At 69.9% G+C, this 23,447-nt stretch carries 21 protein-coding genes and 1 riboswitch; of the genes, 12 read left to right on the forward strand and 9 right to left on the reverse strand.

Going from position 1 to position 23,447, the window contains the following annotated elements:
- The first annotated feature begins 179 nt into the window (after window positions 1-179).
- The 7 genes from SH922_RS26760 to SH922_RS26790 all read left to right on the forward strand — a co-directional run bounded on the left by SH922_RS26760 (window position 180) and on the right by SH922_RS26790 (window position 6,686).
- Complete coding sequence (locus SH922_RS26760; protein ID WP_018105559.1) at window positions 180-836, forward strand: sigma-70 family RNA polymerase sigma factor; 657 nt, start codon at window positions 180-182, stop codon at window positions 834-836.
- Window positions 833-1,153, forward strand: coding sequence for a mycothiol system anti-sigma-R factor (gene rsrA, locus SH922_RS26765; protein WP_350999809.1), 321 nt, complete (start codon window positions 833-835; stop codon window positions 1,151-1,153). Before SH922_RS26760 ends, rsrA begins: the two co-directional genes overlap by 4 nt.
- Before the next feature lie 104 nt (window positions 1,154-1,257).
- Complete coding sequence (locus SH922_RS26770) at window positions 1,258-2,670, forward strand: HD-GYP domain-containing protein (RefSeq protein ID WP_393060385.1); 1,413 nt, start codon at window positions 1,258-1,260, stop codon at window positions 2,668-2,670.
- Window positions 2,667-3,962 (forward strand): HD-GYP domain-containing protein, encoded by a 1,296-nt coding sequence (locus tag SH922_RS26775; protein WP_393060386.1) that lies wholly within the window; start codon window positions 2,667-2,669, stop codon window positions 3,960-3,962. Before SH922_RS26770 ends, SH922_RS26775 begins: the two co-directional genes overlap by 4 nt.
- A gap of 90 nt (window positions 3,963-4,052) precedes the next feature.
- A complete protein-coding gene (locus SH922_RS26780; RefSeq protein ID WP_393060387.1) occupies window positions 4,053-5,045 on the forward strand; it encodes a tetratricopeptide repeat protein in 993 nt (330 codons plus the stop codon).
- A gap of 106 nt (window positions 5,046-5,151) precedes the next feature.
- Window positions 5,152-5,790, forward strand: a complete 639-nt coding sequence (def, locus tag SH922_RS26785; protein WP_393060388.1) for a peptide deformylase — start codon at window positions 5,152-5,154, stop codon at window positions 5,788-5,790.
- A gap of 164 nt (window positions 5,791-5,954) precedes the next feature.
- Window positions 5,955-6,686 (forward strand): D-Ala-D-Ala carboxypeptidase family metallohydrolase, encoded by a 732-nt coding sequence (locus tag SH922_RS26790; RefSeq protein WP_393060389.1) that lies wholly within the window; start codon window positions 5,955-5,957, stop codon window positions 6,684-6,686.
- Window positions 6,687-6,732: 46 nt separating this feature from the next.
- On the opposite strand, the gene SH922_RS26795 is transcribed toward SH922_RS26790, so the two are convergent.
- A complete protein-coding gene (locus tag SH922_RS26795; protein ID WP_393060390.1) occupies window positions 6,733-8,637 on the reverse strand; it encodes a family 20 glycosylhydrolase in 1,905 nt (634 codons plus the stop codon).
- 104 nt (window positions 8,638-8,741) lie between these two features.
- Window positions 8,742-9,716 carry a helix-turn-helix domain-containing protein gene (locus tag SH922_RS26800; RefSeq protein WP_393060391.1) on the reverse strand — a complete coding sequence of 325 codons (975 nt, stop codon included), beginning with the start codon at window positions 9,714-9,716 and terminating at the stop codon, window positions 8,742-8,744.
- 81 nt (window positions 9,717-9,797) lie between these two features.
- On the opposite strand from SH922_RS26800, the gene SH922_RS26805 reads away from it, so the two are divergent.
- Complete coding sequence (locus tag SH922_RS26805) at window positions 9,798-10,010, forward strand: hypothetical protein (RefSeq protein ID WP_393060392.1); 213 nt, start codon at window positions 9,798-9,800, stop codon at window positions 10,008-10,010.
- A gap of 9 nt (window positions 10,011-10,019) precedes the next feature.
- Here the strand turns inward: SH922_RS26805 and SH922_RS26810 are convergent, their stop codons facing one another.
- The 6 genes from SH922_RS26810 to SH922_RS26835 form a co-directional block, all read right to left on the reverse strand.
- Entirely contained in the window at window positions 10,020-11,036 is a 1,017-nt protein-coding gene (locus tag SH922_RS26810; RefSeq protein ID WP_393060393.1) for a ribonucleotide-diphosphate reductase subunit beta, read from the reverse strand.
- Window positions 11,036-13,444 (reverse strand): ribonucleoside-diphosphate reductase subunit alpha, encoded by a 2,409-nt coding sequence (locus SH922_RS26815; protein WP_393060394.1) that lies wholly within the window; start codon window positions 13,442-13,444, stop codon window positions 11,036-11,038. Before SH922_RS26815 ends, SH922_RS26810 begins: the two co-directional genes overlap by 1 nt.
- Window positions 13,445-13,582: 138 nt before the next feature.
- A riboswitch (cobalamin riboswitch) is annotated at window positions 13,583-13,720 on the reverse strand.
- A gap of 62 nt (window positions 13,721-13,782) precedes the next feature.
- Window positions 13,783-14,295: a GNAT family N-acetyltransferase gene (locus tag SH922_RS26820; RefSeq protein ID WP_393060395.1), complete on the reverse strand. Its 513-nt coding sequence runs from the start codon at window positions 14,293-14,295 to the stop codon at window positions 13,783-13,785.
- Window positions 14,296-14,413: 118 nt separating this feature from the next.
- A complete protein-coding gene (gene mctP, locus SH922_RS26825) occupies window positions 14,414-16,048 on the reverse strand; it encodes a monocarboxylate uptake permease MctP (protein ID WP_393060396.1) in 1,635 nt (544 codons plus the stop codon).
- Entirely contained in the window at window positions 16,045-16,299 is a 255-nt protein-coding gene (locus tag SH922_RS26830) for a DUF3311 domain-containing protein (protein ID WP_393060397.1), read from the reverse strand. The genes mctP and SH922_RS26830 overlap by 4 nt, the downstream gene beginning before the upstream one ends.
- 254 nt (window positions 16,300-16,553) lie before the next feature.
- Window positions 16,554-17,318 carry a GntR family transcriptional regulator gene (locus tag SH922_RS26835; RefSeq protein ID WP_393063699.1) on the reverse strand — a complete coding sequence of 255 codons (765 nt, stop codon included), beginning with the start codon at window positions 17,316-17,318 and terminating at the stop codon, window positions 16,554-16,556.
- A gap of 305 nt (window positions 17,319-17,623) precedes the next feature.
- Here SH922_RS26835 and SH922_RS26840 point away from each other — a divergent pair, with 305 nt between their 5' ends.
- The 4 genes from SH922_RS26840 (at window position 17,624) to SH922_RS26855 (ending at window position 22,344) form a co-directional block, all read left to right on the forward strand.
- Window positions 17,624-18,904, forward strand: coding sequence for an extracellular solute-binding protein (locus SH922_RS26840; protein WP_393060398.1), 1,281 nt, complete (start codon window positions 17,624-17,626; stop codon window positions 18,902-18,904).
- Between the two features lie 81 nt (window positions 18,905-18,985).
- Window positions 18,986-19,972 (forward strand): carbohydrate ABC transporter permease, encoded by a 987-nt coding sequence (locus tag SH922_RS26845; RefSeq protein WP_393060399.1) that lies wholly within the window; start codon window positions 18,986-18,988, stop codon window positions 19,970-19,972.
- A complete protein-coding gene (locus tag SH922_RS26850) occupies window positions 19,969-20,799 on the forward strand; it encodes a carbohydrate ABC transporter permease (protein WP_393060400.1) in 831 nt (276 codons plus the stop codon). The genes SH922_RS26845 and SH922_RS26850 overlap by 4 nt, the downstream gene beginning before the upstream one ends.
- A gap of 9 nt (window positions 20,800-20,808) precedes the next feature.
- Window positions 20,809-22,344 (forward strand): glycoside hydrolase family 3 protein, encoded by a 1,536-nt coding sequence (locus SH922_RS26855; RefSeq protein WP_393060401.1) that lies wholly within the window; start codon window positions 20,809-20,811, stop codon window positions 22,342-22,344.
- A 131-nt stretch (window positions 22,345-22,475) separates the two neighbouring features.
- On the opposite strand, the gene nagB is transcribed toward SH922_RS26855, so the two are convergent.
- The gene (nagB, locus tag SH922_RS26860; protein ID WP_393060402.1) at window positions 22,476-23,261 is read right to left on the reverse strand and encodes a glucosamine-6-phosphate deaminase; all 786 of its coding nucleotides are present in this window, start codon (window positions 23,259-23,261) and stop codon (window positions 22,476-22,478) included.
- Window positions 23,262-23,447 lie beyond the last annotated feature (186 nt).

Here is a 23,447-nt window from a genome sequence, read left to right on the forward strand (position 1 = left end):
CGACCATCTGCCCGCGTCGCTCGAACGCCGCTGACCTGGAGTGGACGGTGCTGCATGCGGCCAAGACCACTCCCGAGCGGGCACTGAACGGATCGGATCGACAGCCCGCGCCGGACCAAGGTCGACTATTCTCCGATTCGAGCGGGTCCGGTTTCGGCTCCGCCACAGCGTTGGAGGAGGTGGGTCCGGTCACTGGGACCGACACAGGGACCGACGACGGCCGCCCGCAGGAGACGACCGCCGAGCGCAACGCGCGCTTCGAGCGGGACGCCCTCGGTTTCCTGGACCAGATGTACTCGGCCGCGCTGCGCATGACGCGCAACCCCGCGGACGCCGAGGACCTGGTCCAGGAGACGTATGCCAAGGCGTACGGCTCCTTCCACCAGTTCCGTGAGGGCACCAACCTCAAGGCGTGGATGTACCGCATCCTCACGAACACCTTCATCAACTCGTACCGCAAGAAGCAGCGCGAACCCCAGCGCAGTGCCGCCGAGGAGATCGAGGACTGGCAGCTGGCCCGTGCCGAGTCGCACATGTCGACCGGTCTGCGCTCCGCCGAGTCCCAGGCCCTCGACCATCTGCCCGACTCCGATGTGAAGTCTGCGCTGCAGGCGATCCCCGAAGAGTTCCGCATCGCGGTCTATCTCGCCGATGTAGAGGGCTTTGCCTACAAGGAGATCGCGGACATCATGGGGACTCCCATCGGTACGGTGATGTCCCGACTGCACCGGGGCCGCCGTCAACTGCGCGGCATGCTGGAGGACTACGCCCGTGACCGCGGGCTCGTCCCGGCGGGCGCCGGTGAGTCGGACGATCGGAAAGGCTCGGGCTCATGAGCTGCGGAGAGCCGCACGAGACGGAGTGCGCTGAGGTCCTCGACCACCTCTACGAGTTCCTCGACCGGGAGATGCCCGACAGCGACTGCACCAAGTTCGAGGTGCACTTCGGCGAGTGCTCCCCCTGCCTGGAGAAGTACGGCCTGGAGCAGGCAGTGAAGAAGCTGGTCAAGCGCTGCTGCGGTCAGGACGACGTGCCGTCCGACCTGCGCTCGAAGGTGATGGGCCGGATCGACCTGATCCGGTCCGGGCAGGCGGTGCCGGAACAGGACGTCACGGTCTCCGACACCGAGCTGCCGGCCGCCGCCAAGGAATGACGCATCACCCGAACGTGCTAATCGACGTCGTCGGCACTCAGCCGGGACACCCAACTCGCTAGCCTGACGCCTCCATTGGCGATGCTGGGGGGCGGGCGGAACGGGTGAGAGCCACACGTGGCGCGGCGCGGGCGTACATCCTGGCCGTCGCGCTCGGCGCCGCCCTGTGTGTCCTGCCCGCGCTGCGACCCGGCGCGGGCACCCCGTGGACCACCCTCGGACTGCTCGCCGGGCTCTATCTCGTCTGCGAACTGCCCGGCCGCTGCCCCTTCTTCGGCAGCTCCGTGCCGATCAGTGCCGGATCGTTCTTTCCCCTGCTGCTCGTCGCGGCCTTCCTGCTGCCGCCCCCGGCCGCCGCGCTGGTGGCGATCCCGGGTTCGCTCGCCGGCCGGGTGGAGAAGCCGCCCGCCACCGCGCGCCGGATCTGGCGGGCCGGACAGCTGCCCGTCACCGTCTGGGCGGCCTCGTCCGTGCACTCCCTGCTCGGCGGTCCCGCCGCGCTCGGCGGCCCCGGACCCGGCCGGCTGCCCGATCTCCCGTACGCCCTGCTGCCCGCCTGCGCCGCCGCGCTGACCTTCAGCCTCGTACTGACCCTCCTGGACGGGTCCATCCTCGCCGCGGCCGAACAGCTGCCCCTGCGGCGCGCCTGGAGCGGGCTGCTGCCGCGCTCGCTGGGGCCGCACCTGGTGCACGGCCTCGCCGGGCTGATGATGGCGATCCTGTGGAACAGCTCGTACGGGCCGCTGGCCGCGCTCTTCGTCCTGCTGCCGATGTACATCTCCTGCTGGGTCTTCGCCCAGTACCACCGCGAACACGCCGCACACCGCGCCACGATCAGGGCCCTGGTGCAGGCCGTCGACATCAAGGACACGTACACCAGGGGGCACAGCGAGCGGGTGGGACACGCGTCCGTGCTCATCGCCCAGGAGCTGGGCATGGCGCAGGAGCGGATCGAGGTGCTCCGGTTCGCCGGGATCCTGCACGACGTCGGAAAGCTCGGTGTGCCGACGCGGGTGCTGCGCAAGGACGGGCCGCTGACGCCGGAGGAACGCCGGGTGATCGAGCTGCACCCGGAGTACGGGCACGAGATCGTCCGTGGCATCGGCTTCCTCGGTGAGGCCCGGGCCGCGATCCTGCACCACCACGAACGGCTCGACGGCAGCGGGTACCCGTACGGGCTGACCGGCCGCCGGATCCCCGAGTTCGCCCGGGTCGTCGCCGTCGCCGACGCGTTCGACGCGATGACCTCGACCCGCTCCTACCGGCCTGGACGCCCGGTGCCGGTCGCCCTGGAGGAGCTCAAGCGGTGTGCCGGAACCCAGTTCGATCCGCAGATGGTACGGGCGCTGGTGCGCGGTCTGGAACGGCACGGGTGGTCGGGGGCGGCGACGGCCGTGACGGCGGACGAGGCGCGGGTGCGGCTGCCGTTGCCGCGGGGCGGGGACGGGGCCCGGGGTGCGGGCGCCGGGTCCGTCCGGGGGCCGGTTCGTCCTCAATCGCCGGACCGGCCCCGGTGAGCCCGCAGTGGGTACGGCTGCCGCCCGTCGTCCTGGCGGTGCGTGGCGCCGCCCTCGCGCTCGCCGCCGCCGGGCTCGGGCACACCCTCTGGCACGGCGTCCGCGAACCCGGTCACGCCCTCGCCTTCGGGGTGCTCATCACCATCGGTGAGCTGGCCCGCTGGGGCGCCCAGCCTGGGGAGCGGGAGCCCGCGCCGCTAGGTGCCGCCGGGGCACTCGCGTACGCCCTGCTCGGGAGCAGCGGCGGGGAGCCCACCAGCCATGGGGTGCTCCAGGTGATCGCCGTGCTCGTCGCGGCGCAGCTCGTCGCCTGTGTGCCCCATGTCGCGCGCGGCAGCGGGCCCGGCCCCGACCAGGTGGCCCGCCGGATCCTGACCGTGGTCTTCGCGGCGGTCTGCTTCCAGCCGCTGTACAACTCCGGCCGGTCCGAGAGCTGGTTCGGCGACGGCCCGTACTACGCGGCCTTCCTGCTCGTGCTGCTCGGCCTCACCGCCCTGTGCGACGCCGTGCTGGGCGCCTTGCTGCTGCAGGCCCGCACGCTGCCGCGCAGCCTCCGTGCGGTGGTGGGCGCCACCCCCGTCCCGTACGGGCCACTGCTCCGCGACGAGCTGAGGGCGCTGAGAGGCATCGGATCGGCGGTCTGCGCGACCGGCGCGGTGATGGCGCTCGGGGTCGCCGTTGCCGGTCTGTGGGCGCTGCCCGTCCTGTGCGTACCGCTGCTGCTCACCCAGGTGTCCTTCCGCCGGTTCGCCGCGGTGCGCACCACGTACCGGCAGACCATCGCCTCGCTCGCCCGGTCCACCGAGATCGCCGGTTACACCCCGCACGGCCATGCCCGCAGGGTGGCGGCGCTCTGCACGGCCGTCGGGCGCGAGATGGGCCTCTCCGGACCCGAGCTCACCGTCCTGGAGTACGCGGCGCTCATGCACGACATCGGCCAGCTCTCGCTCGTCGATCCCGTGCCCGCCGGGGCGACCGCCACCCTGCCGGCCGCCGAGCAGCGCCGGATCGCCCTGCTGGGCGGTGCGGTGGTCCGGCAGACCGGGGTGGACACCGAGATCGCCGTGGTCGTGGAACAGCAGGCGGACCCCTACCGCGAGCAGCCGCTGGCCGCCAGGATCGTCCGGGCGGTCAACGCATACGACGACCTGTGCGGGGAAGGTCTCAGCGGGCCGCTCGGCGCACTGGAACAGCTCAGGCTCGGGACCGGCCGCGATTACCAGCCCCAGGTCGTGGAGTCGCTCTCCAGGGTTCTGGCCAGGGGCGGTCTGACCCCCGTCCCACCTGGGTAACCCATGGGTAATGAGCGGGCGTCCGGCCGGGCATGGTTGGATGCGAAGAGAGTGGAAAACGAGGGTGTCCAGTCGGGACAGGCGGGAATCGTGAGGATCTTCGGGAAGGTACGGCATCGGCCCTCCGCCTCTTGGCGGCAGGCCACGGACCGCGCGTTCACGCTGATCGGCGACGGCCGGTACGAGGACGCGGGCGCACTGCTGACGCGCGCGGCGGATTTGGAGCCCTGGCTCTCCGAGTCGTGGTTCAACCTGGCGCTGCTGCACAAGTTCCGGCACGACTGGGAACAGGCGAGGGCCGCGGGCCTGCGGGCTGTCGCGCTGCTCGACAAGCAGTCCGGCGCCCCCGACTGGTGGAACGTCGGGATCGCCGCCACCGCGCTCCAGGACTGGCCGCTGGCCCGCCGGGCCTGGCAGGCGTACGGGCTGAAGGTGCCCGGCGGCGGGCAGCAGACACCTGCGGCGGGCAGCGAGCCCGTCGGCATGGAGCTGGGCAGCGCGGCCGTGCGGCTGTCGCCCGAGGGCGAGGCCGAGGTCGTCTGGGGCCGCAGGCTGGATCCGGCACGGATCGAAGTGCTGTCGATCCCACTGCCGTCGTCCGGGCGGCGCTGGGGCGAGGTCGTGCTGCACGACGGGGTCCCGCACGGCGAGCGGATCACCGCGGCCGGGCCCTCCTACCCCGTGTTCGACGAGATAGAGCTGTGGGCCCCGTCTCCCGTCCCCACCTGGGTGGTGCTCCTCGAAGCGGCAACCGAGGCGGACCGGGACGCACTGGAGCAGCTGGCGTCCGACGCCGGCTTCGCCGCCGAGGACTGGTCGTCGTCCGTCCGGCTGCTGTGCCGGGCCTGTTCGGAGAGCCGGATGGAGAGCGACGAGGGCGACGGCGAGCACCTCGACCCGCACGACCACAGCGAGCCGGGCCATCCCGGTCCGCTGGGCCACCGCACCGCAGGCGAGCTGTGGGTGCCGGAGCGTGAGTGCGGTCTCGCGGCCCCCGCGGGGCTGGTGCGCGGGCTGCTCGACGGCTGGGTGGCGGACAGCCCGGACAGCCGTGAGTGGCGGGATCTCGAAGAAGTCTGCTGACCGGTGCCCGTAGGCTGTACGGGCACCGATTCCGGTGCTCGGGTGCCCGGGTTCTCGCGAGCCGCGGATCCCGGGTTTCAGGTTGTGAGGAAGGCGTACGGCGGACATGGCGCAGCAGGAGACGGACGAGCAGATCAGCGTCGACGAGGAAGGTTTCCTCATCGACACCGAGGACTGTGAGGCGCGTGAGGCGGCACACCGCGAGCGCGGCACCTCCCGCCCGATCACGGTCGTGGGCAACCCGGTCCTGCACAAGGAGTGCAAGGACGTCACCGCGTTCGACGACGAGCTGGCCCAGCTGATCGACGACATGTTCGCCAGCCAGCGGACGGCCGAGGGTGTGGGCCTGGCCGCCAACCAGATCGGGGTCGACCTCAAGGTCTTCGTCTACGACTGCCCGGACGACGACGGGGTCCGGCACACCGGCGCCATCTGCAACCCGGTGCTCGACGAGCTGCCGCCCGAGGAGCGCGTCCTGGACGACTCCAACGAGGGCTGCCTCTCCGTCCCGACGGCGTACGCCTCGCTGGCCCGCCCGGACTACGCGGTGGTGCGCGGCCAGGACGCCAAGGGCAACCCGGTCAAGGTGCGGGGCGACGGCTACTTCGCCCGCTGCCTCCAGCACGAGACGGACCACCTGTACGGCTACCTGTACATCGACCGGCTCTCCAAGCGCGACCGCAAGGACGCGCTGCGCCAGATGGCGGAGAACACCCCGCGCTACGAGGTCGTCCCGAACGACTGATCCCACCGAACGCGCATGCCGCGAGGGGCCCTGTTCCGGTACGCCGGGGCGGGGCCCCTGCCGCGTTCCCCGTCCGTCAACTTGCTTTCTCCTGCCCATAGTTGACGCGCGTCGACTCGTCCGACAGGCTGTCGCTCCACACCTTCACCGTGTAGGGAGCCCCCATGCTCAGACGTTCCGCACGACTGCTGCTCGGCCTTGTCATGACCATGGCGTTTGCCTTGGGCGGGGCAGTGGTGACCGCAGGCACCGCACAGGCCGACGACTGTTACACCTGGACCCGCACCCTCTCCTCGGGCGCCACCGGCAACGATGTCGTCCAGCTCCAGATCCGGGTGGCCGGATACCCCGGATACAACTCCGTACTCGCCATCGACGGCTCCTACGGGCCCGCCACCACCGCCGCCGTCAAGCGCTTCCAGGCCGCCTACGGCCTGGCCGCCGACGGTATCGCCGGCCCGGCCACCCAGTCCCAGCTCTACGCGCTCCAGGACGGCGACTGCACGCCCGCCCACTTCACGTACGCCGAGCTCAACCACTGCAACAGCACCTGGGAGGGTGGTGCCGTAGCGGCGGGCACCGCCAAGGCCAACGCCCTGAGCACCATGTGGAAGCTGGAGGCGCTGCGCCACGCGCTCGGAGACCGGCCCATCACCGTCAACAGCGGCTTCCGCTCCTACTCCTGCAACAGCGCCGCCGGCGGGGCGTCGAACAGCCGCCATCTGTACGGTGACGCGGCCGACCTGGGCGGGATCGCGTTCTGCACCCTGGCCCAGCAGGCCCGTAACCACGGGTTCAACGGGATCCTCGGCCCGGGTTACCCGGACCACAACGACCACGTCCACGTGAACCAGGGCCCGAGCCACTACTGGTCGGCGCCGAACTGCGGCATCTGACACGCGTGTGGGGCCCGCCGGCATCCGGCGGGCCCCACACGGGCGATCAGGCGGACTTCGCTGTCAGGCGCGTCCCGCCCGTCGTCTGCACTGCGGCGCCGTCCGCGGTCCGCTCCGTCAGCCGGAGCTGCGAGACGGCGTTGCGCAGGATCAGCGCACCGGCTCCGGCGTCCAGCTGCCAGCGCTGCGTGCGCGCGCCCGCCGCGCAGGTCCCGAGCGACAGCTCGGCCCCCACCTCCAGCGGAGCGCCCAGGTACTTCTTCCCGCGCACCGCGTCCAGACACAGGCCGCTCCCGGCCGACTTCACCGTGTAGTACCCGTCCGAGGTCGCCGTCAGCGTCCAGGCCGCTTCCGGGTCCCGGGCCAGCGACACCCCGGCGTCAGCGCCGGGCGCCAGCGCCTTCGCGCCCGCCGTCAGCCGGTACGTACCGTCGGCCAGGGGGGTGCGGTCGGTGTTCTCCCAGCCGGGGGCGTGCCCGATCCGCCGGGCCAGCGCCTCGAAACCGGCGTACGTCTCACTCGGCTTCGGACCGCCCCAGGTGGCCTGCGCGATGAAGCGCAGCGGCATGAAGACCTTCGCCTCGACCTCGTTCTCGGTCTCGGCCGCCGCACTGTCCGGCCACAGGCTGATCTTCGCGCCGGTCAGGTTCGCCGCTGTGGCCGGCAGCGTCTGCCCCTCGAAGCGCAGGGGCGTCCAGTCGCTCTCGTACAGCTTCTGGGTCTGCATCGTGTACCCGCCGCGCACCAGGTAGAGCGCGTACGCCGAGTTCATCACCGGCCGGCCCTCGGCCAGCAGTGCGGACGGCTGCTGGATGGCGCCGCCGCCCAGCCAGTGCTCGACGGTGATGTCACGATCGAGCGGGACGACGCTGTTGCGGCCGACGAGCCCGTCGTTCCAGATCCGCAGCGACCGGCCGTCGGCCTTCACATGGGCGTTGACCTGGTTGATGAAGTCGGCGAAGAGGTCGTCGGGGGTGGCCGAGGCGCCGAGCTTCGCGGTCGCGGCCGTCTGCAGCTGCGGATAGTTCGGGTACGAGGAGCCGATCATGTACTCGTCGGCGCCCATGTGCCAGGTGCGGGTGTCCCACACCTCCAGGGCCTCGTCCACCATCGAGGTGTAGTACGCCAGTGCCTCGGGCCGCGAGATGTCCAGCCGGGGCGGCGAGGCGACGCCGTCCTTGTCCTTGAGCTGGAGCTCCGGATGGTTCTCCAGGTACGTGTCCATGTGGCCGGGGGAGTTGATCTCCGGCACCAGGTCGATGTGGTATTTCTTCGCCATCGCGACCAGGGCGCGGACCTGCGGCTTCGTGTAGTAGCCCCAGAACGCCGACTCCGGGTCGGTGTCGCTCCTGACCTTCGCCTCGATCCAGAGCTGGTTGAGCTTCTGGGAGGCCATGTCCTTCATCAGCCGCTCGAACCAGGGGAGCGAGACATTGATGTAGCAGGCGCAGACCCCGACCCCGCGCTCACGGTAGGCAGGCACATCGGTCGCCGAACCGTGCGCCGCCCGGCCGTCGTCGTTCAGCAGCTGGAGCACCGTGCGCGAACCGTAGAACACACCGGTGGACGTCGCGGCGGTGACCGTGACCCGGTCGCCGACGTCCAGGCGGTAGCCCTCCGCGCCCAACGTGCCCTTCAGGGAAGGGTCCTGGCGCAGCACGATGTCGCCGGAACGGGCCAGGCCCCGGGACACCGGGGCCTTCCCGGCCAGCTCGCCCGCGAACCGCGCCGCGTCCGCCGCCGTGCGCTGCTCCCGCACCCCGTCCAGCACGATCCTGGCCCGGTCGGTGAGGGTGAACTCCCCCTCGCCGGACTGCCACTGGCGCAGCGAGGGCAGCACCTCGGGCGGCGCGGCCGTGGCCGGTGCGTCCTGCGCAGAGGCGCTCTGCAGGGGCAGCAGAGTGGCGGCGAGCGCGGCCACCACGGCGCCGATCGTCCTTCGTCTTGCCATCCGGATGTCCATGTGCCCGACCATGGACCGCCGACCGGGGTCGGGTCCATGGACAGGTGAGGGAATCAGTTGGACGAATGATCCGACGTAAGCTCCGTAAACGATCAGGCCGCTTCGGTCAATCCGGTCGGGCCGCGGAACGTCCGACGGTACGCGTTCGGCGTGGTGCCCAGGGAACGTACGAACTGGTGGCGGAGCGCTGCGGCGTTCCCGAAGCCGGTCTGTCCGGCGATCGTGTCCATCGTTTCATCGGATGTCTCCAGGAGGTGCTGCGCCAGCAGCACCCGCTGGCGCAGCAGCCAGCGGTACGGCGTGGTGCCCGTCTCCTGCTGGAAGCGGCGGGCGAAGGTGCGCGGTGACATGTGTGTCTGGGCGGCCAGCTGCTCGACGGTCATCTCCTGGGCGAGATGGCGCTCCATCCAGGCCAGGGTGTCGCCGACGGTGTCGCAGCGGGTGCGGGGCAGCGGGCGCTTGATGTACTGCGCCTGCCCGCCGTCGCGGTGCGGCGGCACCACCATGCGCCGGGCGATGGTGTTGGCGGCGGCGGGCCCGTAGGCCTGGCGGACCAGGTGCAGACAGGCATCGATCCCCGCGGCCGTGCCCGCCGAGGTGATGACGGGCCCCTCGTCCACGTACAGCACGTCCGGCTCGACGATCGCCCGCGGGAAGCGGCGGGCCAGCTCGGCGGCGTGCCGCCAGTGGGTGGTGCAGCGCCGGCCGTCCAGCAGACCGGCCGCGCCGAGCATGTAGGCCCCCGAACAGACGCTCAGCACCCTGGCCCCGCGGTCCACGGCCCGGCGCAGCGCTTCCAGGGCCGCCTCGGGGAACTCCCGGTCGGTGAAGCGGCTGCCGGCCGGGACCGCGATGAGGTCGGCCTCCTCCAGGCGGTCGAGGCCGTGGGAAGTGGTGAGGGTGAACCCGGCGTGAGTCCGGAGCACCGGACCTTCGGCGGAGACCACGGCGAAATCGTGCACCGGCAGACCCTCGTCGCTGCGGTCGAGTCCGAACACCTCGCACAGGACGCCGAGTTCGAAAGGGTTGACCTCGTCGAGCAGCAGGGCGGCGACATTGTTCAGCATGACCCCAGTGTGGCAGTAATTCGATGCTCCATGACAGTCCTGCCACTGCCGGATTCTGCTCGCACGGACGACAGTAGAGGCATGAACACATTCCTGAACTACCTGGGCATAACCGTTGTTTTCGCACTCTTCCTGCTGCCGGCTATGGCCGGCATCGCCCGCGAACGCCGCATCGACCGCCAGCTGAGGGAGGCGGAACGGGCCCGGAGCGCCGAACCCCCGCAAACGGCGGACGCCGCGCGGCCGGTGCGGGCCGCACGGCGTCCGTACGTCAGGAGCTGGGCAAGGATCTGAGCCTCGCGACTAGAAGTCGTCGTCGAAGCCGACCGTGCCCTCGACCGCCACCTGGTAGGCGGACGGGCGGCGCTCGAAGAAGTTCGTCAGCTCCTGGACGCCCTGGAGCTCCATGAACGAGAACGGGTTCTCCGATCCGTACACCGCGGGGAAGCCCAGCCGGGTGAGCCGCTGGTCGGCGACGCACTCCAGGTACTGGCGCATCGACTCGGTGTTCATGCCGGGCAGCCCGTCGCCGCACAGGTCGCGGCCGAACTGCAGCTCCGCCTCGACGGCCTCCTTCAGCATGTCGGTGACCTGCTGCTGGAGCGCGTCGTCGAAGAGGTCGGGCTCCTCCTTGCGGACGGTGTCCACGACCTCGAACGCGAAGTTCATGTGCATCGTCTCGTCACGGAACACCCAGTTGGTGCCCGTGGCGAGGCCGTGCAGCAGTCCGCGCGAGCGGAACCAGTACACGTACGCGAAGGCGCCGTAGAAGAACAGCCCCTCGATGCACGCCGCGAAGCAGATCAGGTTCAGCAGGAAACGGCGGCGGTCGGCCTTCGTCTCCAGCCGGTCGATCTTCTCGACCGAGTCCATCCACCGGAAGCAGAACTGCGCCTTCTCACGGATCGACGGGATCTCCTCGACCGCGTCGAAGGCGGCCGCCCGGTCGTCCGGATCGGGCAGATACGTGTCGAGCAGCGTCAGATAGAACTGGACGTGCACGGCCTCCTCGAAGAGCTGCCGCGACAGGTACAGCCGCGCCTCGGGGGAGTTGATGTGCTTGTACAGGGTCAGCACGAGGTTGTTGGAGACGATCGAGTCACCGGTCGCGAAGAACGCCACCAGCCGCCCGATCAGATGCTGCTCGGCGGGCGACATCTTGGCGAGGTCCGCCACGTCGGAGTGGAGGTCGACCTCCTCCACGTGCCAGGTGTTCTTGATCGCGTCCCGGTAGCGCTCGTAGAAGTCCGGGTAGCGCATCGGCCGCAGGGTCAGTTCGAAGCCCGGGTCCAGCAGGTTCTTGTGGTCGTTGGAGCTCATTACTGGCAGGCCTCGCAGGACTCGGGGTTTTCCAGGGAGCAGGCGATCGCGTCCGCGTCGGGCGCGGGTGCCTGCTCGGGGACCGGGGCGGCGGACGCCGCACGGGCGATCCGGGTCGCCGGGCGGGAGCGCAGGTAGTACGTCGTCTTCAGCCCCTGCTTCCAGGCGTACGCGTACATCGAGGAGAGCTTGCCGATCGTCGGCGTCTCCAGGAACAGGTTCAGCGACTGGCTCTGGTCGAGGAACGGCGTGCGGGCCGCCGCCATGTCGATCAGGCCGCGCTGCGGGATCTCCCACGCCGTGCGGTACAGCGCCCGCACCTCCTCGGGGATCCAGGCGAAGCCCTGCACCGAGCCGCTCGCCTCGCGCAGCGCCTCACGGGTCCGCGCGTCCCACACGCCGAGCTTCTTCAGCTCGTCCACCAGATACGCGTTGACCTGGAGGAACTCGCCGCTGAGCGTCTCGCGCTTGAAGAGGTTGGAGACCTGCGGCTCGATGCACTCGTACACGCCCGCGATCGAGGCGATCGTCGCCGTCGGCGCGATGGCCAGGAGCAGGGAGTTGCGCATGCCGGTCTTCGCGACCCGGGCGCGCAGGGCGTCCCAGCGCTCCGGCCAGTTCAGCTCGGTGTCGTAGTGGTCGGGGTGCAGCACACCGCGGGCGGCGCGCGTCTCGGACCATGCGGGCAGCGGGCCCGAGCGCTCCGCGAGGTCGCAGGACGCCTCGTAGGCCGCGAGCATGATGCGCTCGGAGATCCTCGTCGACAGGGCGCGGGCCTCGGCGGAGTCGAACGGCAGCCGCAGCTGGAAGAAGACGTCCTGGAGACCCATCGCGCCCAGACCCACCGGCCGCCAGCGGGCGTTGGACCGGCCGGCCTGCTCGGTCGGGTAGAAGTTGATGTCGACGACCCGGTCGAGGAACGTCACGGCGGTACGGACGGTGGCGTCGAGCCGCTCCCAGTCGATGCCGCCGTCGGCGACGAACGCGCCGAGGTTGACCGAACCCAGGTTGCAGACGGCCGTCTCGCCGTCGTCCGTGACTTCGAGGATCTCGGTGCACAGGTTCGAGGAGTGCACGACGCGGCCGGGCTCGGCGGCCTGGTTCGCGGTCCGGTTGGAGGCGTCCTTGAACGTCATCCAGCCCTGACCGGTCTGGGCGAGGGTCCGCATCATGCGGCCGTAGAGCTCACGGGCCGGCATGGTCTTGCGGGCCAGGCCCCTGGCCTCGGCCGCGCGGTAGGCGGCGTCGAACTCGTCGCCCCACAGGTCGACCAGCTCGGGCACGTCGGCCGGGGAGAACAGCGACCAGGCGCTGTCCGCGTCCACCCGGCGCATGAACTCGTCGGGGATCCAGTGCGCCAGGTTGAGGTTGTGCGTACGCCGCTGGTCCTCGCCCGTGTTGTCGCGCAGCTCCAGGAACTCCTCGATGTCCGCGTGCCACGTCTCCAGATAGACGGCGGCGGCGCCCTTGCGCCGGCCGCCCTGGTTGACCGCGGCGACGGAGGCGTCGAGCGTCTTCAGGAACGGGACGATGCCGTTGGAGTGCCCGTTGGTGCCGCGGATCAGTGAACCGCGGGCGCGGATGCGGGAGTACGAGAGGCCGATGCCGCCCGCGTGCTTGGAGAGGCGCGCCACCTGGTGGTAGCGGTCGTAGATCGAGTCCAGCTCGTCCAGCGGCGAGTCCAGCAGGTAGCAGGAGGACATCTGCGGGTGGCGGGTGCCGGAGTTGAAGAGCGTGGGGGAGGAGGGCAGGTAGTCCAGCCGGCTCATCAGCCCGTACAGCGCGGCGACCTCGTCCAGGGCGCGCTCGGAGGTGTCCTCGGCGAGCCCGGAGGCGACGCGCAGCATGAAGTGCTGCGGCGTCTCGATGACCTGACGGCTGAGCGGGTGGCGCAGCAGGTAGCGGCTGTGCAGGGTGCGCAGGCCGAAGTAGCCGAAACGGTCGTCGGCGCCGTCGGCGAGCGACTGCCCGACCAGCGCGTCCAGGGCGGCCGCGTGGAGCGTCACGAACTCGGCGGTGCGGTCGGCGATCAGGCCCTCGCGGTGCCCGACGGCGACCGAGGCGGAGAATGACGTCGCGCCCTGCCCGGCCGCCTCGTCCGCGATGGTGCGGGTGAGGAGACGGGCGGCGAGCCGGGAGTAGGCGGGGTCCTCGGAGATCAGGCCCGCGGCGGCCTCGGTGGCCAGCGAGCGCAGCTCGGCCTCGTCCGACCGGGCGTTACGGCCGCGCAGCGCGGCGGCGGCGACGCGTCCGGGGTCGGTGTCGGGCAGATCGGCGGTGAGGTCGGTCAGGGTCCGCAGCAGTGCGGTCCCCGGTCTGTCCTTCGCGGGTCCGCCGGACCGGACCGTCTCGGCCTCGGCTGCTTCGGACTCGGCCGCTGAAACCGGATCGGCTGGCGCGATGGTCACGCGGTGCTCTCCCTCGCTCGGCTCCGGGCCTTCGGGGAGCGGGGGCAGCCGGGCGGAGCGGGACCCGGCAGGGCAGCGCTCCGTGCGGCGTCCACCGGCCCATCCACGAGGCCCGGACGTCTGGGCATCCGGATCGGTCGAGCCGGATGCGCTGTCGGCAGGACCTCGGACTCGGGAGTGCACAAAAGCACACCGAACACACCGTTGCGGGACAGTTCCGGATTCACACCGGATTTCCCTGCGGCGACAGCGAGCACGAGCATACATGTGGGGGCTGCCGGATGCGGCAGCCCCCACATGTTGTGTCGTGCGAGATCTCGGACCCTCCAAGTGCGCCCTTACGGCAGGGGCCCGAGCTCCAGACGGTACGTCAGCAGCTTGAGCTCGGCGATGGGGCTCCAGTCCCTCTCGGGGGTCCGTACGAAGCCGAGGCGCCCGTAGATCCTATGGGCGCCGTGCATGGCCGGCTGCGTCGACAGGACGAGCCCCGTGACCCCCGTGGTGCCCCGTGCGCGGTCGATACAGGCCCGTACGAGCGCCTCGCCCGCCCCGGCGCCGCGGGCCTCGCGGGAGACCGCCAGCATCCGGAACTCGGCCTCGTCGGCCGTCGCGATGTCGGCCCACGGGTTGCCCGGCGGGGCGTAGGTGACCCCGCCCAGGACGCGGCCCCGCGCGTCGGCGGCCACCAGTACCTCGGCCTCGGCGGCCCGGCGGGGTACGTCGCGCAGCTGCACCAGGTACGGATCGTCGGCGCCGAAGTCCAGGAGCCCGTCGCCGAGATAGGCCTCGGCGGTGATCTCGCCGAGGAGCGCGTGCTCGGCGGGCTCGACCGGCCGGATCGCTATGTCCATGGGCGGAAGTCTGCCGTACCCACGGGCCGTGGCCGCAAAGGGTTTTCCGCAGGACGCGCGAACGGGCCGCCGCACCCCTCCCCGGAGGCGCACGGCGGCCCGTTCACGCAGGTGGCGGTCAGTGGCCGCCCGGCGCACCGGCGGTGGCCGGCGGGAGCTCCGTCTTCACGCCCGGGTCGCCCGCGTCCGCGGTGTAGTCGCCCGGAGAGGTCTCGTCGACCCCGGCCGGCGCCTTCACCGCGTTCAGGACGAAGGTGAGGACGACGACCACCACGACGTTCAGCACGAAGGCCGTCAGACCGATGTAGCCGATCTCGCCGAGGCCCGGGATCTCCTTGGACGACCCGCCGAAGTGCTTCTGGGTCGGGCTGGCGACGCCGTACGCGGCGAGCGTTCCGTACGCCATGCCGACCGCCCAGCCCGCGAGCAGCGCCCAGCGGTGGAACCACCGGGTGAACAGCCCGCCGACCAGGGCCGGCATCGTCTGGAGGATCCAGATACCGCCGAGCAGCTGGAAGTTGATCGCGACCGTCTTGTCCATGGTGAGGACGAAGGCGAGCGCACCGACCTTCACCAGCAGCGAGACCAGCTTGGAGACCTTGGTCTCCTGCGCGGGTGTCGCGTCGGGCTTCAGGAAGTCCTTGTAGATGTTGCGGGTGAACAGGTTGGCCGCGGCGATCGACATGATCGCGGCGGGCACCAGGGCGCCGATACCGATGGCGGCGAACGCGACCCCCGCGAACCAGTCGGGGAACATGTTCTCGAACAGCTGCGGGATCGCCAGCTGGCCGTTGTCCACCTTGACGCCGGCGGCGATCGCCATGAAGCCGAGCAGCGCGAGCAGGCCCAGCATCAGCGAGTACAGCGGCAGGATCGTCGTGTTGCGGCGGATCACCTCACGGCTGCGGCTGGAGAGCGTGGCCGTGATCGAGTGCGGGTACATGAAGAGCGCCAGCGCCGAACCCAGGGCCAGGGTGGCGTACCCCCACTGGCCCGCCTCACCGGGTGCGAGCCCGGCCACCGGTTTGCCGGCCGCCTCGTTCTTCGCCGAGAAGGCCTCGCCCGCCTTGGCGAAGATGTCGTCGAAGCCGCCGAGCTTGATCGGGATGTAGATGATCGCCACGGCGATGACCAGGTAGATCAGGCCGTCCTTGACGAACGCGATCAGCGCCGGGGCACGCAGGCCGGAGGAGTAGGTGTACGCGGCGAGTACCGCGAACGCGATCAGCAGCGGCAGGTCCTTGATGAACCAGTGGGTGTTCTCGCCGCCGCCGACGCCCATCACGTCCAGCACTGCCTGGATGCCGACGAGTTGGAGCGCGATGTACGGCATCGTGGCGAGGATGCCGGTGACGGCGACCGCCAGCGAGAGCCCCTTGGAGCCGAAGCGTCCGCGGACGAAGTCCGAGGTGGTGACGTAGCCGTGCTTGTGCGACACCGACCACAGACGCGGCAGGAAGGTGAAGATCAGCGGATACACCAGGATGGTGTAGGGCACCGCGAAGAAGCCGGCCGCGCCCGCCGCGTAGATCGCCGCGGGAACGGCGACGAAGGTGTACGCGGTGTAGAGGTCGCCGCCGAGCAGGAACCAGGTGACCCAGGTGCCGAACGACCGTCCGCCCAGCCCCCATTCGTCGAGGCTGGCCTCGTTCTCGGCCTTGCGCCACCGGGCGGCCATGAAGCCGACGACCGTGACGGCCAGGAAGAAGAAGATGAAGACGCCGAGCGCGACGCCGTTCACGCCGTCCTTCATGCTGACGCACCCCCCTTGCGGGCGCGCTGGTCACGCTGCCACAGCTTGTACGCGATCATCGTCAGCGCCGTGGAGATCAGCACCCAGAGCATCTGGTACCAGTAGAAGAACGGGATCCCGATGAAGGCCGGGTCGACCTTGGCGTACGAATTCACCCAGAGCATCGCCACGAACGGCGCGATGAGACAGAGGGCGATGACCACCCGCATGGGTGTGACGGTGGGTGGTTTTCCTTCTGGTTCTTCCGGCATGGCGGCGACTCCGTCCCCTCGCTGATCACCTGGTGTAATGCGCAGGAAATCTAGGCGAGGGTTCCGCCCACCGTCACCCCCTGTCCGCATTGCGGTCCGGCAACGGTCCTTCGGTATCGGACAGTTGGTCGAAATGACCTCAAACGTCGGGGTGTTGGTCCAGGCCAATTGGGGGGTGGGGTCCCAGGGCGGCGAACAGCCCCCGTGGGAACGGTTCCACGGGGGCTGTGCGGGTGAACGGTGACGCGGACGGATCAGTCCAGCGGCCGCTTCAGGCGGGCCACGAACTTGTAGCGGTCGCCCCGGTAGACCGAGCGCACCCATTCGACCGGCTCGCCCCGGCCGTCCAGTGAGTGCCGGGACAGCATGAGCATCGGCAGGCCCACGTCCGTGCCGAGCAGGCCGGCCTCGCGCGGGGTGGCGAGGGAGGTCTCGATGGTCTCCTCCGCCTCGGCCAGCCGTACGTCGTACACCTCGGCCAGGGCCGTGTAGAGCGACGTGTACTTCACCAGCGAACGCCGCAGCGCGGGAAAGCGTTTGGCCGAGAGGTGGGTGGTCTCGATCGCCATGGGCTCACCGCTCGCCAGACGCAGCCGTTCGATCCGCAGTACGCGTCCGCCCGTGCTGATGTCGAGGAGTCCGGCGAGCATGTCGTCGGCCGTGACATAGCCGATGTCCAGTAGCTGGGACGTCGGCTCCAGTCCCTGGGCGCGCATGTCCTCGGTGTACGAGGTCAGCTGCAGGGCCTGCGAGACCTTCGGCTTGGCGACGAAGGTGCCCTTCCCCTGGATGCGCTCCAGCCGGCCCTCGACGACCAGTTCCTGGAGGGCCTGGCGCACGGTGGTGCGCGAGGTGTCGAATTCGGCGGCGAGGGTCCGCTCCGGGGGCACAGGGGTGCCCGGCGGCATCGTGTCCGTCATGTCGAGGAGGTGCCGCTTCAGCCGGTAGTACTTCGGGACGCGCGCGGTGCGCGTGCCCGTGCCCGTCTCGTTCTCCGTACTGCCCCCGTCGGCACCCATGGCCCGCCTTCCCGACTGCTGCGTTGCTGCCGTCACCGGCTCCTCCGTCTGTCGCGGCTCACATGGTGGCACGGTCCGGTCACGGCTCGTCGCCCTCCCTCAGGTGTCGGTCCTGTAACGGACGCGAGTGCACTTCTTATACACCCTTGACACCCCTAAAGGTCTAGGCCAAGCTCCCGGTACTGGTCTAAACCATTAAAGACCAGGTCCCAGCCCCACGGGCAGTACCCGTCGCATGTAATTGTGCGACGGACGGCGTTCTCGGGTGGTGGGGGGAATTCTCTTGCATCCCTGAGGAGGGTGTCGTGAAGCGCGGACTCATCGCGGCTATTGGCGTCGTGGCTCTGTTGGCCGGTGCCACTGCCTGTGGCTCGGACGACAAGGCTGACAGCGGCAAGAAGACCGGCCCCGACAGCTACAAGGGCCAGACGCTGACCGTCTGGGCCATGGACGGCTCGACGCCTCCCGGCTGGACCAAGGACCTGACCGCCGCCTTCAAGAAGAAGACCGGCGCGACCTTGAAGTTCCAGACCCAGAAGTGGGACGGCATTCAGCAGAAGATCACGACGGCTCTCTCCGAGTCGACCCCGCCGGACGTCATCGAGGTCGGCAACACCCAGACCCCGGCATACGCGGCCACCGGTGGCCTCTCCGACCTGAGTGACCTCAAGGCGGAGATCGGCGGCGACTGGGTCGAGGCACTCAACGAGTCCTCGGTCTTCGACGGCAAGCAGTACGCCGCCCCGTGGTACTTCGCCAACCGCGTCGTCATCTACAACAAGAAGGTCTGGGCCGACGCCGGCATCACGGACACCCCGAAGACACGGGACGAGTTCTTCAAGGACCTGGACGCCATCAAGAAGAAGGGCAAGGCCGAGCCGATCTACCTGCCCGGCCAGAACTGGTACTTCTTCGACGGTCTGACCATCGGCCAGGGCGCGGACCTCGTGAAGAAGGAAGGGGACAAGTACGTCTCCAACCTCTCCGACCCCAAGGTCACCGCGGCCATGGAGCTCTACAAGAAGTACCAGGCCTACTCCAAGGCTCCCAAGGACAAGGACGAGGCCACCCCGCAGCAGGCCGAGGTCTTCGCCAAGGGCAACGTCGGTGCCTTCATCGGCATGGGCTGGGAAGCCGGCACGGCCATCGCCGCCAACAAGAAGATCGAGAGTGACATCGGCTACTTCACCATCCCGGGTGAGACCGCCGACAAGCCCGAGGGCGTCTTCCTCGGTGGCTCGAACTTCGCGGTTGCCGCGGGCAGCAAGAAGCAGGACCTCGCCAAGGAGTTCCTGAAGCTCTCCCTGTCCGACCAGTTCGAGGGCCAGCTGGCCAAGGAGAACGGCGTCATCCCGAACAAGGAGTCGCTCAACTCCAACCTGACCGGAAACGGCGCCGCCGAGGCCGCCGCCCCGGCCGCCGCCGTCGGCGGCACCACCCCGCTCATCCCCGAGTGGGCCGCTGTCGAGAACGCGCCGAACCCGATCAAGAGCTACATGACCGCGGTTCTGAACGGCAAGTCCCCGGCCGACGCCGCCAAGGCGGTCGAGGCGGAGATCAACAAGCGTCTCTCGCAGAAGAGCTGATCGCACGCGCCGGGGGGCGGGCAACGCCCCCCGGCGCACCCGCGTGACTCGACCGTACGGCCCAAGACAGAGATGGCGAGCATGTCAGTGCAGACCGAAAGAGTGGACTCGGTCCCGGCAGTCGGCGTCCGCAAGGACGACGCGCCTTCCGGCGGCCCCGCCGCATCGAGCAAGGAGCGGGCCGGTGGCTTCGCCCCGTACCTCCTCCTCCTGCCCGCACTGCTCGTCACAGCGGTGCTCCTGGGCTACCCACTGGTCAAGAACGGCATGCTGTCGTTCCAGAACCTCAACCCGCGCCAGCTGATCCTCCACCTGACCGAGTGGAACGGCGTCGACAACTACAAGGAAGTCCTCGGCAGCTCGGACTTCTGGAGGGTTGTCGAGCGGTCGGTCCTCTTCACCGCCGCCAACGTCGTCCTGATCATGGTGTTCGGGATGCTCGTCGGCCTCCTGCTCGCGCGGCTGGGCAAGAGAATGCGACTGGTGCTCATGCTGGGCCTGGTGCTCGCCTGGGCCATGCCGATGATCGCGGCGACCACGGTCTACCAGTGGCTGTTCGCCCAGCGGTTCGGAGTCGTCAACTACGTCCTCGACAGCCTCGGCTGGCACTCGATGGCCGACTTCAACTGGACGAGCAGTCAGCTGTCCACGTTCTCGCTGGTCACCCTGGTGATCGTCTGGCAGTCCATCCCGTTCGTGGCGATCAACCTGTACGCCGCGTCGACGACGATCCCCAAGGAGCTGTACGAGGCCGCCTCGCTCGACGGCGCCAACTCCTGGAAGAGCTTCACCTTGGTGACGCTCCCGTTCCTCAAGCCGTTCCTGCTGGCCACGACGTTCCTCGAAGTCATCTGGGTCTTCAAGTCCTTCGCCCAGCTCTTCGCGATCAACGGCGGCGGCCCGGACCGGCTCACCGAGACCCTGCCCGTCTACGCGTTCGTCGAAGGCGTCGGCAACCAGCACTTCGGCATGGGTGCGGCCATCTCGTTCCTGACCATCATCGTCCTGCTGGCGATGACCGGTTACTACCTGCGCACCGTACTCAAGCAAGAGGAGGACGAGCTGTGAAGCGCTCACTGTTCGGCCGGATCTGGCCCAACCTGACGGCTGTCGTCCTCTTCATAGGCTTCGCCTTCCCCGTCTACTGGATGTTCAGCACGGCCTTCAAGCCGACCGGCGACATCATCACCGACACCCCGGTGTGGTTCCCCACCGACATCACCTTCGGGCACTTCAAGAAGGCCATGGCGGCCGACCACTTCTGGACTCTGGTCGGCAACTCGTTCACGGTGACGATCCTCTCCGTGGTCGCCTCGCTGGTGATCGCGCTGCTGGCGTCCTTCGCGATGTCGCGCATGCGCTTCAAGGGCCGCCGCGGCATTCTGCTGACGTTCATGATCGCGCAGATGGCGCCCTGGGAAGTCATGGTCATCGCCATCTACATGCTGGTCCGCGATGCCGACATGCTGAACAGCCTGGTCCCGCTGACGTTCTTCTACATGATGATGGTCCTGCCCTTCACCATTCTGACGCTGCGTGGCTACGTCGCCGCGGTGCCCAAGGAGCTGGAGGAGTCCGCCATGGTCGACGGCTGCACCCGCCCGCAGGCGTTCAGGAAGGTGATCCTGCCGCTGCTCGGTCCCGGCCTGATGGCAACTTCGCTCTTCGGGTTCATCACCGCCTGGAACGAGTTCCCGCTCGTTCTCATCCTCAACAAGGACATCGAGTCCCAGACCCTGCCGCTCTGGCTCTCGCAGTTCCAGACCGCGTTCGGTGACGACTGGGGGGCGACCATGGCTGCCTCCTCACTCTTCGCGATCCCGATCCTGATCCTCTTCATCTACTTGCAGCGCAAGGCCGTCAGCGGTCTTACCGACGGCGCCGTGAAGGGATAACGCCGCGTCATGACCACCCTCATTTCCACCACGGACACCGTCACCCGTGACGCCCTCGCCGTCCTGCAGCCGGGCTTCACCGGCACCACCGCGCCCGACTGGCTGCTGCGCAGGGTCGGCGAAGGGCTCTCCTCCGTCGGTCTGTTCGGCCGGAACATCGAGACGCCCGAGCAGCTCGCCGCGCTCACCGCGCAGCTCCGCGCCGAGCGCGACGACGTGCTCGTCGCCATCGACGAGGAGGGCGGCGACGTCACCCGGCTGGAGGTGCGTCATGGCTCTTCCTTCCCCGGCAACCTGGCGCTCGGCTCCGTCGACGACGTCGCACTGACCCGCGCCGTCGCCCAGGAGCTGGGCCGCCGGCTCGCCGACTGCGGCGTCAACCTCAACTGGGCGCCCTCCGCGGACGTCAACTCCAACCCCGGCAACCCGGTGATCGGGGTGCGCTCCTTCGGCGCCGACCCCCACCTGGTCGCCCGGCACACCGCCGCGTATGTCGAGGGCCTCCAGGCCGCCGGCGTCGCCGCCTGCACCAAGCACTTCCCGGGGCACGGCGACACCGCGGTCGACTCGCACCACGCGCTGCCCCGCATCGACGTGGACCTGGAGACCCTGCACGCCCGTGAGCTGGTGCCCTTCCGGGCGGCCATCGCAGCGGGTTCCAAGTCGGTGATGAGCGCGCACATCCTGCTCCCCGCGCTCGACCCGCACCGCCCGGCGACCCTGAGCCCGCAGATCCTGACCGGCCTGCTGCGCGAGGAGCTGGGTTACGACGGCCTGATCGTCACCGACGCCGTGGAGATGCAGGCCATCGCCTCGACGTACGGGATCGAGCGCGGCTCGGTCCTCGCGATCGCGGCGGGTGCCGACGCGCTCTGCGTCGGTGGCGGTCTCGACGACGACAGCACGGTCCTGCGGCTGCGTGACGCGCTGGTCGCGGCGGTCCGTGCCGGTGAACTGCCCGAGGCGCGGCTGGCGGACGCAGCTGCCCGGGTACGGGCACTCGCGTCCTGGACGCAGCGGGCCAGGGGGGCTGTCTCGGAGCCGGGCGCGGCAGTGCAGGAGGGGACCGCGTCCGGCACCGGAAACAGCACGGGCATCAGCTCGGACGTCGGTCTGACCGCCGCCCGCCGCGCGGTCAAGGTGACCGGCTCGGGCGAGCCGCTCACCGGACCGGCGTACGTCGCCGCGTTCACCCCGGTCGCGAACATCGCGGTCGGGGACGAGACCCCGTGGGGCGTCGCGGCCGAACTGGCCCGGCTGGTGCCGGGCACCGGGACCGACACGTACAGCAGCGAGACCGAGGCAACCGCGGCCGGTGTGCTGCGGGCCGCGGGTGACCGGCGCATCGTCGCGGTCGTCCGCGACGCGCACCGCCACCCGTGGATGACCGAGGCCCTCGACGCGGTGCTCGCGGCGCGTCCGGACACGATCGTGGTCGAGATGGGCGTCCCCCAGGCGGAGCCCAGGGGCGCCCTGCACATCGCCACCCACGGCGCGGCCAGGGTCTGCGGCCTGGCGGCGGCGGAGGTCATCACTGCGGGCTGACCCGCATCCGGCCCGCCCGGGCAGATCAAGCCCGTCCGGCGATTGCCGACGGAGGCGTCCAGCGGGACGCCCGGTACGTGAGAGGGCCGGGACACCACACGGTGTCCCGGCCCTCTCACGTACCGCAGGAACTAAATGCCCTGCCACAGCGGCTTCGCCGCATACGTGGCGCGGAAGTAGTCCGCCAGCTTCAGCTTGGACGCCGCCGCCTCGTCGACCACGACCGTCGCGTGCGGGTGCAGCTGGAGTGCCGAGGCGGGCACGATCGAGGCGACGGGTCCCTCGACCGTCTGCGCCACGGCGTCGGCCTTGCCCTCGCCCGTCGCGAGCAGGATCGGGTGGCGTGACTCCAGGATCGTGCCGATGCCCTGGGTGATGACGTGGTGCGGCACCTGCGCGATGTCGTTGTCGAAGAAGCGCGCGTTGTCGACCCGGGTCTGCTCGGTCAGCGTCTTGATCCGGGTACGGGAGGCGAGCGAGGAGCACGGCTCGTTGAAGCCGATGTGTCCGTCGGTGCCGATGCCGAGCAGCTGGAGGTCCACGCCGCCGGCCTCGGCGAGCGCCTTGTCGTACGCCTCGCAGGCGGCCTGGACGTCCTCGGCGGAGCCGTCGGGGCCCATGAACGAAGCCTCGGAGAGCCCGAGCGGTTCGACGACCTCGCGCAGCACCACGGAGCGGTACGACTCCGGGTGGCCCGCCGGCAGCCCCACGTACTCGTCGAGCTGGCAGATGCGGGCGCGCGACGCGTCCACCGCGCCGGCGCGGACCTTCTCGGCAAGCGCCTGGTAGATGGGCAGCGGGGTAGATCCGGTGGCAACGCCGAGAAGGGCGTCGGGCTTGCGGCTCAGCAGGGCGCCGATGGCCCCCGCGATCAGTTCGCCGCCTGCCTTGGCGTCCGGGACGATGACAACTTCCACGCGGGGCCTGCCGATCTAGAGTGAAGACATGTGGTATAGACCAATCTAAGGACAATCTAGCAGACCTCGCGCCCCTGGACACGGCCCCGGGCGCCCGTCGGGGAGACCTTTCGGGATGCCCGGGCACGGCCGCGCAGGGAGGCTGTCCGCTGGCGGCCCCGCGGTGCCCCGTGTTCGACTTGACCG

Origin of the sequence: Streptomyces sp. LN549, assembly GCF_043203805.1 — a bacterium.
GTDB lineage: Bacteria > Actinomycetota > Actinomycetes > Streptomycetales > Streptomycetaceae > Streptomyces.

Bases quoted from the DNA above. Each gene is read 5' to 3' on its own strand.
- SH922_RS26810 (WP_393060393.1), bottom strand. From the start codon at position 11,036: ATGAGCTCCAACGACCACAAGAACCTGCTGGACCCGGGCTTCGAACTG.
- SH922_RS26790 (WP_393060389.1), top strand. From the start codon at position 5,955: ATGCTCAGACGTTCCGCACGACTGCTGCTCGGCCTTGTCATGACCATG.
- SH922_RS26855 (WP_393060401.1), top strand. From the start codon at position 20,809: ATGACCACCCTCATTTCCACCACGGACACCGTCACCCGTGACGCCCTC.
- SH922_RS26805 (WP_393060392.1), top strand. From the start codon at position 9,798: ATGAACACATTCCTGAACTACCTGGGCATAACCGTTGTTTTCGCACTC.
- SH922_RS26830 (WP_393060397.1), bottom strand. From the start codon at position 16,299: ATGCCGGAAGAACCAGAAGGAAAACCACCCACCGTCACACCCATGCGG.
- mctP (WP_393060396.1), bottom strand. From the start codon at position 16,048: ATGAAGGACGGCGTGAACGGCGTCGCGCTCGGCGTCTTCATCTTCTTC.
- SH922_RS26800 (WP_393060391.1), bottom strand. From the start codon at position 9,716: ATGCTGAACAATGTCGCCGCCCTGCTGCTCGACGAGGTCAACCCTTTC.
- SH922_RS26835 (WP_393063699.1), bottom strand. From the start codon at position 17,318: ATGGGTGCCGACGGGGGCAGTACGGAGAACGAGACGGGCACGGGCACG.
- SH922_RS26820 (WP_393060395.1), bottom strand. From the start codon at position 14,295: ATGGACATAGCGATCCGGCCGGTCGAGCCCGCCGAGCACGCGCTCCTC.
- def (WP_393060388.1), top strand. From the start codon at position 5,152: ATGGCGCAGCAGGAGACGGACGAGCAGATCAGCGTCGACGAGGAAGGT.
- rsrA (WP_350999809.1), top strand. From the start codon at position 833: ATGAGCTGCGGAGAGCCGCACGAGACGGAGTGCGCTGAGGTCCTCGAC.
- SH922_RS26795 (WP_393060390.1), bottom strand. From the start codon at position 8,637: ATGGCAAGACGAAGGACGATCGGCGCCGTGGTGGCCGCGCTCGCCGCC.
- SH922_RS26845 (WP_393060399.1), top strand. From the start codon at position 18,986: ATGTCAGTGCAGACCGAAAGAGTGGACTCGGTCCCGGCAGTCGGCGTC.